This window comes from Streptomyces bicolor, from assembly GCF_000719285.1.
In the GTDB taxonomy this organism is placed as follows: Bacteria; Actinomycetota; Actinomycetes; order Streptomycetales; family Streptomycetaceae; genus Streptomyces; species Streptomyces bicolor.
Map to the genome: position 1 here is coordinate 45,099 of NZ_JOFS01000006.1, position 13,369 is coordinate 58,467.

Here is a 13,369-nt window from a genome sequence, read left to right on the forward strand (position 1 = left end):
CTATGCCGGCTCGGGCGTATCCCCAGGAATCGGCTCACCACGTCCAACGGTCATCGACCAACGCACAGTGGTGGGCGCCTCGACAGAGACTGTCCCCTTGTCCTCCACTCCAGAGACGGTGAACTGGTTGTGGATGGCGCTCACTTCGCCTTCAAGGCACTCCAGCGGAAAGTTGACGTCAGCAGGGCGCACGGTGACTTTGATCGTCCCTTTGCCCTGGCAGCGCACTGCGACGATGAGCGCGTCTCCCTCGTCGCCTTTGCCGAACCCAAGGCTCCGACTGCCGCTTGACCCGCTCTGTTCAGCCACTACGGTCTCGGTGTCATCAAGTTCCGGAGGCTGAGCCACGGAGGCTGCGGAGTCGACGGATGGAGATTCGGACTCTTGCTCAGGCGTCGCCTCCGATGACTTTGCAGGCTTGGTCGCCCCGGGACTCTCCGGCGAGCAAGCGGCCACCGGAAGAAGCACAGCAGCGGACAGAAGGCTTACGGCGGCCAAGATTCGGCGAGACATATCACTACTCCTGGAAGGCCCAGCCAAACGCGGCGGGGAGTGCAGAGCGGAGGGTAGTGCCAACACCCTTGGTGCAGTTGACGTAGACGTACTGGCTTCGACCTCGGTGGGAGGCGCACCGCCCACCCCCTGAATGCCGGACCTTGGATCAGACGCCGGCCAGCCCTGCCAGCACACCGAACCCGATCGGAATCACGAAGGCGATCCGCACCTGTGCGGGGCGCACCCCGTCTCCGCGGCGCAGGTAGGTCGCGAGTCCGGCCGTGACGATGCCGAAGGTCGCCGCGTACAGCAGAGTGTCCGACGTCGACGCGCTGCTCCACCCGTCGGCGAGCAACGCTGTGACCGTCATCGTGCCACCGAACAGCGCGGCAGCGGTCAGCGCGTCACCCCCGGTGAACACCGGGGGCTGAGTGCTCCCGAGGCGGTACTGGCGCCAGATCTGGAAGACCAGCATGGCGACGAGGACGACTTCGGCCGCCGTGGCGAGCATGAACGATGCTTTGAACGCGATTTCCATGGGTCAATGTCCCTCTCGCACAATGCCCTTGCAGCTCAGCTGCACGACGTGGCGACTGTTGAGATGCCGGTGAACTCGCCGAAGATGCCGATGAGCAGCTTGATCCGCTCCTCCTTGTCGCTAGCCTGCGAGATGAGCTTGGCGCCCTGAGCACACCGCCGGTCTTGGTGGCGTCCCTGCGGATCGAGCTGCTTGGCCAGTGCTGCGTTACGGGCGGGCTTCGCCCCGGTCGCGGAGGCCACTGGCCCGGCCGCATCCGGGAGCGGCGACGGCGACGACGCCGACCGCTGTGGCATGCAGGGCAGATCTCGATATCCACATGTGCGTTCCCCTCGTTTCATCGCATCGCGATGGGCCCGCGCCGGTGGGACTTCGCCTTGGTCAGGGGCGTTGTGGCGCCGGGTCTCGGTCTGATCCTGACCCTTGGTGCGTAGGGGATCCAAGAGGGTTGAGGATCTTCAGAGCTTCACGGAGTGCGGGGGCACGGGGACGCGCTCTCAGCTTGGGAAGCTGAGGTGTTTTGGTCCTGCTGGGCGCCTGACCTGCTGCCGACCGTGCGGATCTGCTTCAACGTCGGCGGTTCAGTACCCGCTGTTCCCCGTGAGTCGTCCGCACGGCAAAGGACGCGGCCCGGAGTGCGACAAGGGTCGGCTTCCTCTCCACTCAGAGCCGTGCCAGATCCGTGCCAGGTGGATCGGGGAGCTGCGTCATGTCAGAAGTCACTAGGAGAGTGTCAGGTCCGTCGTAATGGTTTCCCAGAGGGCGTCGAACCACATCTGCGATTGTTCGACGAAAGCCGCTTCCCGCATGCCTGCCCGACGCTCGTAGGAGAAGAGGAGGGACGCGGCGCCGATGGCGTCGTAAATCTCCAGGGTCTGGCTCTCCACCTCCTCCTCCAGCCTGGTGACCATGTAGTACGCCATCAGGGCCTCCGTCCCGTTGAGGAGGTACAGCTTCATGGGAGGGGTGAAGGGCAGCGCGCGGAAGGTCACCTGGACGTCGATTCCGTGCCTCGAGCGCAACGCCAGCAGATTGTGACGCAGGACGTGCCCTTGGACGTTGCGCAGCTCGAGCCAGCGCTGGTGGACCGGGTCGTCGTCGAGGATCTTCACAGATGTGTCCCCGGGGCTCTTCACAGAGATCGGAAACGCCAGGTTGATCTCTCGGGAGGGCAGCAGGATCCGCACGTCGATCGACCGGGGGCGGATGCGGCCCTCGTGGATCAGCCGCACCGGTTCACCCAGCGCCAGCAGCAGCGTCTCCGCAGTCAGACAGACCGCGTCCACGCGGACTTCCGGCGCCGCGAACGCCTCCGTCAGCCTCGGTGGCAGCCCGACCATCGTCGGCCGCGGCTCGTCCGCAGGGCGCAGGGGCGACGGTGTGGCGAGCGAGGTATCCGGTGGCGGCGGCGCCCCCCGTCCGGCTGGGGCTGCGCTGTCATCTCCCGCGGGTCGCGTGGCGGGTGCGGGGAGATCGCTCTGGAGCTCAAAGGGGCTGCGGCGCTGATGCCTTCCGGACCGCAAGAATGTGTCGTCGGGCTCAATGCCCTCCACCAGGGAGGTGGCCGCAACCGAGTCCCGGCCGGCTGCGAGCACTCTTTCCGCGTCATCCGTCGAGGATGCACGGCGGGCGGCGGCTCGGGCGCGTTCCAGAGTGTGCCAACGGTCCCTCCAGACCTGGAGTTGGGGGTCACGCCGTTCGGGCGGTTCCACCTCTTCGCCGTCGTCATAGGAGAGCAGGACGCGCACCAGCCACAGCAGTCGGTCCAGGGAGGCCGGGCCCCGCCGTCCGGCGAACACCTCGCTCACCGAGGCCTTCGACATCGCATGGCGTTCGCCGCACACCTTCTTTCCGCGCACGAGGATGCGGTCGTAGGAGGGGGCTCCACGATCCCGCTTCAGCTCGGTGAACGCCGCAGCCAGCTCCTGCAGCGTTGCCGCGTAACTGTCCCCACCGTTCCGGCCGTTGGCTGCCACGTCGTCCCCCCGGTGCGTGCTTATGGGCAGCAGAGTAGACCCACCTGACCGGAACGGCACTGAACATAGCGAACCGACCCGGAACGGGACGGTGATGTGTTCGGTTGTGGGCGGTCCTGGTCGGCCTAGGTCTCAGCTTGTTCGATTGATGCAGGTCAGCGCCATGTTTGGGGTGATGGTGCTGGCATGACTCAGATGACACCGCCGTCGGCGCAGCCCGGCCGGAGCGGCTCTGAAACGGAGCCGCCGTTTCTGTCCCTGCACACCACCGTCGTTCTGCTCACCGCGCTCGTGCTCGGGCTGGTCGTCGGCGGCCTCACCGCGTTGACGGATATCCCTCCCGCGGGCGCTGTGCTGGCTGGGCTGACCGCGGCCGGCTCTACGGTGCCGGTGCTGCGCTCGCTGATCGGCCAGCCTCGTGAGCGCTCCGGTTCATGAGCCCGCGATGCCGAGCACCAGGACGCCGACGTCGAGGGTGGTCACGCAGGCGGTCGTACAGTCCGCCGCCGGCCTGCTGCGCGCCGCCAACCTGCGCGGCCACACACCGAGGCAGCCCTTCCGACGATCCGCGCCGCGCGTATCGAGGGCCTGACCGGGGTCGGTCCTTCTCAGCGCACCTTGAACTGCGTCCCCGTCCCCTGCAACACATCCGGCCGCACCGCCACCCCATCAACCGTCAGTGTCTCCCCGTAAATGTCGGTGAGCCGGATGTCACCCCCGCACCCGCTCCCCTGCTCGGAGAGGAAGTAGTTGTACTCGGTGCGCGGCAACCGGCGCCAGGTGTTGCCGTCGTGGACCTCCAGGCGGGCCAGGGGATTGCGGTGGCCCACTGCCTGGATGCCGCACCAGTAGCGGCTGGAGCCTGTCTTGTAGCGGATCGAGATGGTGTCCGAGGTGGTCGGGCTCAGCAGGGTCCAGGTGATGGGGACCTGGCCGGCCGACGGGGTGGCCAGCTTGGCGAACGCCGCGGCGCTCAGGTCGAGTTGGCCGGGGGCGCAGGGGAGGGGGCATTCGTTGGTGACGCGGACCGTTATCGAGGCGCCGGTTGCGGCCTTGACGCGTATGTACGCCCCGCACGCCTGGGAGGTCTCGTAGTCGGTGTGGTTCATCGCCGCGGTCATGACGTCGTCGGTCGGGCCGTACAGGCAGGCGCCGTCGCCGTTTCCGGTGTCGTAGAAGGTGGCGACTCCGTCGTAGGTGACGTTGGGGCGAATGCGGCCTGCCAAGGGGGCGGCTCCTGAGGCGGGTTGGGGAGTCGTCCTCGCTGATGAGCCTGCCTCGGTGGGGGTCGTCCGAGGCTGGGGAGTGGGCGTGGCAGGCGTTGTGGTGGGTGTGGAGGGCCTGGGCGGCTTCGGCTTACGCGTCGGGTTCGGGCTCGACGGGTTCCGTGGGGACGGTGACTGTGTGTCGGCCGCGGGGGTGGGCGTGGCGTGAGCCGCGGTGGGCTTTCCTTCCGGGCGTAGGGCCATGAGCAGGGATGCCGCCAATGCCACGGCCGCCACGACCACGGCGGGGACGAGGGCTGCGCGCCACTTGCGGGGGTGTCGGCGGTGGGAAGGGGATGCCACGGGTGAGTCCTTACGTGGTTCGGCGGACGCAGAGCGCGGGCTCCGGTGGGTCCCGGCAGGGGCCGCACACGTATCGGTGGTCGCCGGAGCCGAAAAGGTTGCCGGGGTTCGCGTCGGTCACCCGGGTGCGCTGCGGGCGGCCTTCGGCGGGCGTACTTCTGCGGTGGCGTCGGTTTCGAAAGCGGCCCCGACGGTCGTTCAGTCCATGGGGTCCGAACTCGTGGCTCTTCCCCGAGGATTGGTGGCAACCGGTTGCCACTAGCGGCTGGGCCGGCCTCCCCATAGTTTCGAAAACTGGTCATTCCTCTTGACCCGGACTTCCGCGAAGTCACAGGATCGGCCCGCTTGTATCCGTTCCATCTGCCTGCCCGCCGCCTCCCCCACCCGCCAACAACCGGTTGCCAACGCGGCAACGCCACGAGGAGCCCTCATGACCTCACCCCTCTCCCGCCGATCCACCCTCCAGGCCGCCGGCGTCCTCGCGGCCACCGGTCTGGTGAGCAGCGTCGCCGGTACGGCCAACGCCGCCACCGGCAGCGTGGCCACCGGTACCGCCTCCACGGAAGAGGCCACCGGGGACGCGGGAAACGCGGGGGACATCGTTGTCATCCACCCCGCGCTCCCCTCCGTCCCGGTCAACAACTCCTTCACCGTCAAGGTTCGGACCCCCGGCGGGAGTTGGCAGAGAGTCGGCGCCTACCTGGCCAAGCTGCCCCTGATCGATCCCGTCACCGGCAGCAACCGGGCGCAGAACTCCTCCTTCGCCGCCTTCGACTTCTCCGGCACCGTCGAGGTCGAGGTCACCTACAACCCGGGCGGCGTGGGGAAGTTCCGGGTTCGGCCGGACTCGTACGGGATCACGCCCGAGGTGCTCGGCAGCACCGCGCGCTTCACCCTGGACCGGCCCCGCAATGTCGTCGTCCAGGTCGACGACAAGGTCTTCGACTGCCTGCATCTGCTCGCGAACCCGGTCGAGCGGAACGCGCCCGCCGAGGGCGACAAGAACGTCATGTACTTCGGGCCCGGTCTGCACACCCACCCCGACCGGACGCTGCGCGTGCCGAGCAACACCACCGTCCACCTCGCCGCCGGGGCCGTCCTCACCTCCCAGGTCGTCTTCGAGAACGTGGAGAACTCCCGGCTGGTCGGGCGCGGCGTGCTCTACAACTCCGCCGTCGGCGCGGTCTTCGTCCGCCAGTGCCAGAACGTCACGTTCGACGGGATCACGATCCTCAACCCCCGGTACGAGAACATCCGGGTCGCCGAGTCCGAGAACCTGAAGATCAAGAACGTGCGCGCCTTCAGCCACCAGGGCTGGGGTGACGGCATCCAGCTCTACTGCTCCGAGAACGTCACGGTCGACGGCTGCTTCCTGCGTACGTCCGACGACTGCATCGCCCTCTACACCCACCGCTGGGACTTCTACGGCGACACCCGCAACATCACCGTCAGGAACTGCTCCCTGTGGGCCGACGTCGCCCACCCGATCAACATCGGCATCCACGGCAACGCCGACCCGAACGCCCCCGAGATGCTGGAGAACCTGCGCTTCGAGAACATCGACATCCTCGACCACCGTGAGCCGCAGGTCCTCTACCAGGGCGCCATCGCCTTCATGGTCGGCGACAACAACCTCGTGCGGGACGTGAAGTTCGACAACATCCGTGTCGAGGACTTCCGTTGGGGCCAGCTCGTCCACATGCGGCTGACCAACAACCCGAAGTGGAACCTGGCGGCCGGTCGCGGCATCGAGAACGTCTACATCAAGGACCTGACCTACAACGGCAAGAACGCCGGCCTCTCGGTCATCGCCGGCCTCGGCGAGGACCGCCTCATCAAGGACGTCACCTTCGAGAACCTCCGCGTCAACGGCAGGGTCATCGCCGACAGCACCGGCAAGCCGAGGTGGTACCTGGCCTCCGACGGCGTGCCCATGTTCGTCAACGAGTACGTGCGGAACCTTCGCTTCCTGACCACCGAGGAGGCTGCGGCTATGTAGCCACCGCCCGGTGCCCGGCTGAAAATTCCTGGCGCATCGCGGGCGAGTGGCGTTACGCTCGCCCGCGATGACGACTCATTCTGTTCACAGATTGGGGGTCCCGTCCGCGCAAGGTGAGTGCTGATGGGCACTCAGATCGCGAACGGGGAATCCCGGCTCTCGCAACGTTCTTCGTTGCCTTCCTTCTGGCCGCGTGTGCGTGCGTTCGCCGTGCCGGCCTCCGTGATCGAGACCGCTACCGCCCGTCGGATGGCGGGTGACTGGGCTGGGGCGTGTGCCGCCGCCGGTTTCGATGTCGATCTCAATCTGCGTTCCGTGGGGCGTGACTACGGGCGGGAAATCGCCGGGCGGATCCGGGGGGATCTGCGGAGTCTCGCACCTGACCTGTTGCGTTGGCACATGCCGCGGATCGCTCCCGACGGGCTGCTGCGGCCGGGGCTGACTCTCACGCTGGCCACGTACGGCACCGGGGCGCGGGAGGGCCGACAGCCGCTGCATCTCGTGGTGCGGACTCCGCCCGCTTGGGCCGATGCCGGTCAGCGGATCAGCCTCGCCCTGTGGGACGGGGGCGGGGGCTGTCGGCATCCCCATCCGCATCCCCATCCTCATCCCCGGCCCAATCGGCGGTTCCGGGTCGATCTGCACCGGCATCTGTGGGATGCGGGTCGGACCGATGAGCTACGGCTGCGGGCCGGGGGGTTCGAGAGCTCCGGCGATGAGCAGCCTGCGCTGGTTCCGGGGCCGGTGAGGAGCCTGTCGTACTGGCGCAGCTGTGCCGTTGACCGGTGGGCCGACGAGGCGCGGATGCTCTTGCGTGCCGAGGGGCTGTCCGGTGGCGGTGCTGTGCTCGTGCGGTTGCGGGGACGGCATCGGCTGGTTCTGGAGGTGGGGGAGGGGGCGGAACGCAGTGACGGCTCGCCCGCGCTGCGGATCGCGGCGTCCTCCGGGGGCCGTGCCTCCGCTCTGCCCGTCCTCCCCGACGCCGCCACCTGGGTCCTTCCCGACCTGGAGTTGCTCCGCACGGGGCTCATCGACGCCGGTCGGCTGCATCCGTTGGTCGCCTCCGCCCTCGTACCGGATCATTCGCCTCCGCCTGGGCCGTCCCCGGCCTCGGACCCGGCAGTGCGGCCCCGGCTCGTCGATTGTCGTGGAGCGCGGCATCGGATCGGGCTCGTCGACGGCGTACTGGCTCCGTTGGACCACGATCCGGAAGAGGTGCGGCGGGAGGATCTGCTGGCCGCGCTGACCGGTACGCCGCTGCCCTGCCTGCAGGCCATCGACGAGGCGCACCGCCGACCGGACTGTCTGCCCGACGTTCGCGAACGCCTCGACCACGGTGACATCGCCGGTGCGCTGGCCGTCGTCGAGGGGCTGCTGGGGCCCGACGCGGTGCTGCGGGACGGTGCGTTGCGGGACGAGCTGGAGGCTGTGGCTCGGCGGCGGATCACGTACGGGCTGTTCAGGGCCGGGTTGATCGGGCCGGGGCCGGTTCGGGTTCGTTACGACGAGCGGGCCGGCCGGCCACCCCAGTACCGGGCGCATCCGCGTAACGCGCTCCTGCCCGAACCTCGCCATGCCGCCCACGCCGCCCACGCCGCACGACGCGACAGGGCCTTCTTCTGACCTGCGCCGCACGGCACTGGCCCGACCCGCTTCATACGACTTCCCGCCACCCGCTTCGTACGACTTCCCGCCACCCGCTTCGTGCGACTTCCCGCCAACCCGCTTCATACGACTTCCCACGGCCCCGGGGACCTGCCGTCCCCCCGCACCCCACAGGTGACCCATATGCCCACAAGCGCCCGGAACCACCACCCCGCCCCCTCCCAACTCGACATCGCCGCCGACCTGTTGGCCCTCCTCCACGACACCGCCACCGAACCCCGCCCCGACACCCAACTGGAAGCCCTCACCCTGGCCGTCGCCGCCGATCTGCCCGTTCTCCTCTGGGGTGAGCCGGGGATCGGCAAGACCGCTGCCCTCACTCAGCTCGCCGCCGCCCTGGATCTCCCCCTGACCACGGTGATCGCCAGCGTCCATGAGCCGTCCGACTTCTCGGGGCTGCCCGTCGTCGGGGACGACCCCGCGGAGCAGGGCGTTCCGATGGCTCCGCCGGACTGGGCCGTACGGCTGGTGAAGGCCGGGCGGGGGCTGCTGTTCCTGGACGAGTTGTCCACCGCGCCGCCGGCCGTGCAGGCCGCGCTGTTGCGGCTCGTGCTGGAGCGGAGGGTCGGGGCGTTGCGGCTGCCGCCGGGCGTACGGATCGTGGCCGCCGCCAACCCGCGGTCCTCGGCGGCCGACGGCTGGGAGCTGAGCGCGCCGCTCGCCAACCGGTTCGTGCATCTGCAGTGGGCCCACGACCACGAGGTCGTCGTACGAGGACTCGGCGGGACCTGGCCACGGGCCACCCTGCCGCGGCTCGACCCGGAGAAGCTGGCGCAGGCCGTGGAGTTCGCCCGGCGTGCGGTCTGCGGGCTGCTCTCCGGGCGGCCGGGGCTCGTGCACCGGCTGCCCAGCAGTGAGACGCGGCGCGGTGGACCGTGGCCCTCGCCCCGGAGTTGGGAGATGACGCAGCGGCTCATCGCGTTCGCCACCGCCGCCGGGTCCTCGCGGGATGTGCTCTCGCTGCTGGTCAGGGGCACCGTGGGAGACGGGCCGGGGCTGGAGCTGCTGGCGAGTGTGGACCGGATGGATCTGCCGGATCCCGAGCTGCTGCTCGCCGATCCGGCGGGTGCCGTGCTGCCGGAGCGGGGGGATCTGCGCCAGGCCGTGCTCGACGGGGTGGTGGAGGCGGTACGGGCGCGTCCGGAGAAGGCGCGTTGGGACGCGGCGTGGGCGCTGCTGGTACGGGCCCTGGAGGGCGGGGCTCCGGACCTCGTCGTCGTTCCCGCGTCCACCCTCGCGTCGCTGCGCCGGGAGGACTGGGACGTGCCCGCGTCCATCGAGCGGCTCGCCGGGGTCGTGTCCCTGTCCCGGCGAGCGGATCGGGTGGCGGACCGGACGGCGGCGGCCGCGGGGAAGGTGGGGCGATGAGCACCGACACTCCCGAGGCTCCGGGAAGGACGCCCCGCCCCCTCGACCGCGACAAACTCTTCGCCGCCCGCCTCCACGCCGCCCGCGTCCGCCCGTACCTGGCCACCGCCCTTTTCGCCCTGCACGTCGTGGAGTCCCGGCACGTGCCGACGATGGCCGTCGACCGGTACTGGCGGTGCTACGTCTCGCCCGCCTTCGTGGACCGTATGCCGGTGGAGGAGCTGGCAGGCGTGTGGGTGCACGAGGTGTCGCATCTGCTGCGGGACCATCACGGGCGCAGTGATCGCGTGGCGCGCGAGCGCGGGCTGACGGGTCCGGGGGAGCGGCTGCGGATGAACATCGCCGCGGACTGCGAGATCAACGACGACGTGTACGGGGAGGGGCTCGCCCGGCCCGAGGGCGCCGTCGAGCCACAGACCCTGATGCTGCGCGACGGCGAGCTGATGGAGGACTACCTGCGGCAGTTCCGGCTCGGGCCGCGCACCCAGGACCTGGCCTGGCTGGACTGCGGCAGCGGTGCCGACGGGCTGGAGCGGGAGTGGGACCTGGGGGCGGACGGCGCGCACGGGCTCAGCGCGCAGGAACGGGACGCCGTCCGGTTCCGGGTGGCGCAGGGCATCACCGGGCGGCCGGGCAGCGCCTCGGCCGGGTGGCGGCGGTGGGCGGAGGAGGTCTTCCATCCGCCGCAGCCCTGGCGGGAGTTGCTGGGGGCGGCGGTCCGCTCGGCGGCCTCGGGGCCGGGTGCCGGTGAGGACTACACGTACGGCCGTCCCTCGCGCCGCTCGGCCTCGGTGCCGGGCGCCGTCCTGCCGAGCCTGCGGCGCAGACCGCCGCGCGTCAGCGTCGTCGTCGACACCTCCGGCTCGGTCAGCGACGCCGAGCTGGGCAGCGCGCTGCTGGAGGTCGCCGCGATCTCCCGTGCCGTGGGCGGGCGGCGCGATCTGGTCAGCGTCGTGCCGTGCGACGCGGCGGCCGGGGGCGTGCACCGGCTGTGCCGTGCCGAGGGGATACCGCTGGTGGGAGGCGGGGGCACGGATCTGCGCGCGGGCTTCGCCAGGGCGCTGCGGACGCGGCCCAAGCCCGATGTCGTCGTCGCCCTGACGGACGGCCAGACACCGTGGCCGAGCACGCAACCACCGTGCCGGACGGTCGTGGGGCTGTTCCCCCGGCAGTGGGCGACCGGGTCGTGGGACGAGAACGATCCGGAGTACGTGCCGGACTCGCCGCCGGCGTGGGCCCGTGTGGTCGAGATCGGGGCGGGCGGCGGCACGGGACGGTGAGACCGCACCGGCCGACCGTTCACGCACCCCCACCCGTAGTCCCCCCGACTGACACCCCCACCACCCCGTACTGCGTTCTCAGTACGGCGGATTGTCGGCACCCGCACGACGACGCGGCACCCCCGCTCCCGACAGCCTGGGATCACGTTCGAGTCCCAGATGTGGAGACCCCCTGCCGTGGCTACTTTCCTTTATCGCGTGGGCCGTCTGGCTTTCCGGCGGCGTTGGTACGTCGCCCTGGTCTGGGCGGCCGTGCTGGCCGCCGTCGGCCTGGGTGCCCTGAAGGCTCCGGGAGCCTCCGACGAGGAGTTCTCCATGCCGGGCATCGAGTCGCAGAAGGCGTTCGACCTGATGGAGGAGCGCTTCCCGGGGGCGACGGCCGACGGCGCGACCGCGCGGGTCGTGTTCGTCGCGCCGGGCGGTGAGAAGGTGACCGCCGTCGAGAACAAGAAGGCCGTCGAGGAGGCCGTGGCCGAGCTGGGCGACGGCTCGCAGGTGGCGTCCGTCGTGGATCCGTTCCAGGCGAAAGCGGTCAGCAGGGACGGTACGACGGCGTACGCGACCGTCACCTACAAGGTCGCGGCCAACGACCTCACCGACGCCGGCAAGACCCACCTGGAGGAGACCCTCGGCGACGCCCGGGACTCCGGGCTGACCGTCGAGGCGGGCGGCACCGCGATGGACGACGGCGCCGGCGCGGGCGGGACGGCCGAGGTGATCGGCGTCGCGATCGCCGCGGTCGTGCTGCTCGTGACCTTCGGTTCACTCGCCGCCGCCGGGCTGCCGCTGTTGACCGCGATCATCGGTGTCGGCGTCAGCATGGCGGCCATCCTGGCGCTGTCCGACGCCCTCGGCCTGTCCACCACCACCGGCACCCTCGCCATGATGCTGGGCCTCGCCGTCGGCATCGACTACGCCCTGTTCGTCGTCTCGCGGTATCGCGAGGAGCGCGGCAAGGGCCGTACGCCGCAGGAGGCGGCCGGGATGGCCGTCGGTACCGCCGGGTCGGCCGTCGTCTTCGCCGGGCTCACCGTCGTCATCGCGCTCGCCGGGCTCTCGGTGGTCGGCATTCCGATGCTCACCAAGATGGGCCTGGCGGCGGCGGGCGCTGTCGTCGTCGCCGTGCTCATCGCGCTGACGCTGGTGCCCGCGGCCCTCGGCTTCTGGCCGAATGCGGTGCTGTCGAGGAAGGCGCGCAAGAGCGGTCGTATCGAGGGAAGCACCGGGGACAACGGCGGCACCCGCTGGGCGCGGTTCGTGCTGCGCCGGCCCCTGCCCGTGCTGCTCCTCGGCGTCGTCGGTCTCGGGGCGCTCGCCGTGCCGATGACCGAGCTGCAGCTGGGCATGCCCGGCGACGAGGCCAAGTCGACGTCCACCACCGAGCGGCGGGCCTACGACGCGCTCGGCGAGGCGTTCGGGCCCGGCTTCAACGGGCCGTTGACCGTCGTCGTGGACGTCAAGGGGGACGCGGATCCGAAGGGCGCCGTCACGACCGTCTCCGAGGAGATAGGGAAGACCGAGGGGATCGTGTCCGTGTCCCCGGCCCGGTTCAACGACGCCGGTGACACCGCCGTCTTCTCCGTGGTGCCGTCCACCGCGCCGACCGACGAGAAGACCAAGGAGCTGGTGACCACCATCCGGGACGAGCGTCCGGGGGTGGAGGCCGAGAGCGGGGCGACCTTCGAGGTCACCGGCACCACCGCGCTGAACATCGACATCTCCGACAAGGTGCAGGCCGCGCTGGTCCCGTATCTGATCGTGGTGGTCGGGCTGGCGGTCGTGCTGCTGCTGGTCGTCTTCCGGTCGCTGCTCGTGCCGCTCAAGGCCGCCCTCGGGTTCCTGCTGTCGGTCCTGGCCTCCCTCGGCGCGGTCGTCGTGGTCTTCCAGCAGGGGCACGGCGCGGAGCTGCTGGGCGTGGAGCAGACCGGGCCGATCATGAGCCTGATGCCGATCTTCCTGGTGGGCATCGTCTTCGGGCTCGCAATGGACTACGAGGTCTTCCTCGTCTCGCGGATGCGGGAGGCGTACGTCCACGGGGAGTCGCCCCGGCAGGCGGTCACGTCCGGCTTCCGGCACAGCGCCCGGGTCGTCGTCGCCGCCGCGCTGATCATGATCGCGGTGTTCGCCGGGTTCATCGGGGAGAGCGACTCCATGATCAAGATGATCGGGTTCGGGCTCGCGACGGCCGTACTCCTCGACGCCTTCGTCGTACGGATGGCGATCGTGCCCGCAGTGCTCGCCCTGCTCGGCGACAGGGCCTGGTGGCTGCCGAAGTGGCTGGACCGGATCCTGCCCCGGGTCGACGTGGAGGGCGAGGCGCTCAGCCGGCGGGCGGAGGCGGCGCCGGAGACGGACGCGGCCGATACGGCGGCGGGACTGGAAGTGGCGCGTACCTGATCCGACCGCCCACCCCCCACAGGGACCGCCCGTGACGAAGGACACGGGCGGTCCCGTCCGCCGTTCGCACCCGGAGGCGTCCA

At 70.1% G+C, this 13,369-nt stretch carries 11 protein-coding genes and 1 pseudogene; 7 read left to right on the forward strand and 5 right to left on the reverse strand.

Going from position 1 to position 13,369, the window contains the following annotated elements; genetic code table 11:
* The 4 genes and pseudogenes from IF78_RS45875 to IF78_RS0109050 form a co-directional block, all read right to left on the reverse strand.
* Positions 1–309: a hypothetical protein gene (locus IF78_RS45875; RefSeq protein ID WP_234439841.1), complete on the reverse strand. Its 309-nt coding sequence runs from the start codon at positions 307–309 to the stop codon at positions 1–3.
* Positions 310–661: 352 nt separating this feature from the next.
* Positions 662–1,033, reverse strand: a complete 372-nt coding sequence (locus IF78_RS0109035; protein WP_031483080.1) for a hypothetical protein — start codon at positions 1,031–1,033, stop codon at positions 662–664.
* A 35-nt stretch (positions 1,034–1,068) separates the two neighbouring features.
* Positions 1,069–1,329: a hypothetical protein gene (locus tag IF78_RS0109040; protein ID WP_158751314.1), complete on the reverse strand. Its 261-nt coding sequence runs from the start codon at positions 1,327–1,329 to the stop codon at positions 1,069–1,071.
* Between the two features lie 426 nt (positions 1,330–1,755).
* Positions 1,756–2,475, reverse strand: a pseudogene (locus tag IF78_RS0109050) (GntR family transcriptional regulator); the annotation flags it as partial.
* Positions 2,476–3,195: 720 nt separating this feature from the next.
* On the opposite strand from IF78_RS0109050, the gene IF78_RS0109055 reads away from it, so the two are divergent.
* Complete coding sequence (locus tag IF78_RS0109055; RefSeq protein WP_031483075.1) at positions 3,196–3,447, forward strand: hypothetical protein; 252 nt, start codon at positions 3,196–3,198, stop codon at positions 3,445–3,447.
* 170 nt (positions 3,448–3,617) lie between these two features.
* Here IF78_RS0109055 and IF78_RS50655 read toward each other — a convergent pair whose 3' ends face one another.
* Entirely contained in the window at positions 3,618–4,235 is a 618-nt protein-coding gene (locus tag IF78_RS50655; RefSeq protein WP_324617278.1) for an expansin EXLX1 family cellulose-binding protein, read from the reverse strand.
* A gap of 85 nt (positions 4,236–4,320) precedes the next feature.
* Between IF78_RS50655 and IF78_RS50660 the strand changes: the two genes are divergently transcribed.
* The 6 genes from IF78_RS50660 to IF78_RS0109090 all read left to right on the forward strand — a co-directional run bounded on the left by IF78_RS50660 (position 4,321) and on the right by IF78_RS0109090 (position 13,286).
* Complete coding sequence (locus IF78_RS50660) at positions 4,321–4,443, forward strand: hypothetical protein (RefSeq protein ID WP_324617277.1); 123 nt, start codon at positions 4,321–4,323, stop codon at positions 4,441–4,443.
* Positions 4,444–5,007: 564 nt separating this feature from the next.
* Positions 5,008–6,576 (forward strand): glycosyl hydrolase family 28 protein, encoded by a 1,569-nt coding sequence (locus tag IF78_RS0109070; protein ID WP_031483072.1) that lies wholly within the window; start codon positions 5,008–5,010, stop codon positions 6,574–6,576.
* A 123-nt stretch (positions 6,577–6,699) separates the two neighbouring features.
* Positions 6,700–8,199 carry a hypothetical protein gene (locus IF78_RS0109075; protein ID WP_051827605.1) on the forward strand — a complete coding sequence of 500 codons (1,500 nt, stop codon included), beginning with the start codon at positions 6,700–6,702 and terminating at the stop codon, positions 8,197–8,199.
* Positions 8,200–8,364: 165 nt separating this feature from the next.
* The gene (locus IF78_RS0109080; protein ID WP_031483068.1) at positions 8,365–9,609 is read left to right on the forward strand and encodes an AAA family ATPase; all 1,245 of its coding nucleotides are present in this window, start codon (positions 8,365–8,367) and stop codon (positions 9,607–9,609) included.
* On the forward strand, positions 9,606–10,889 hold the full coding sequence (locus IF78_RS0109085) for a vWA domain-containing protein (protein WP_031483065.1): 1,284 nt from the start codon (positions 9,606–9,608) through the stop codon (positions 10,887–10,889). Before IF78_RS0109080 ends, IF78_RS0109085 begins: the two co-directional genes overlap by 4 nt.
* 177 nt (positions 10,890–11,066) lie before the next feature.
* Entirely contained in the window at positions 11,067–13,286 is a 2,220-nt protein-coding gene (locus IF78_RS0109090) for an MMPL family transporter (RefSeq protein ID WP_037640047.1), read from the forward strand.
* Positions 13,287–13,369 lie beyond the last annotated feature (83 nt).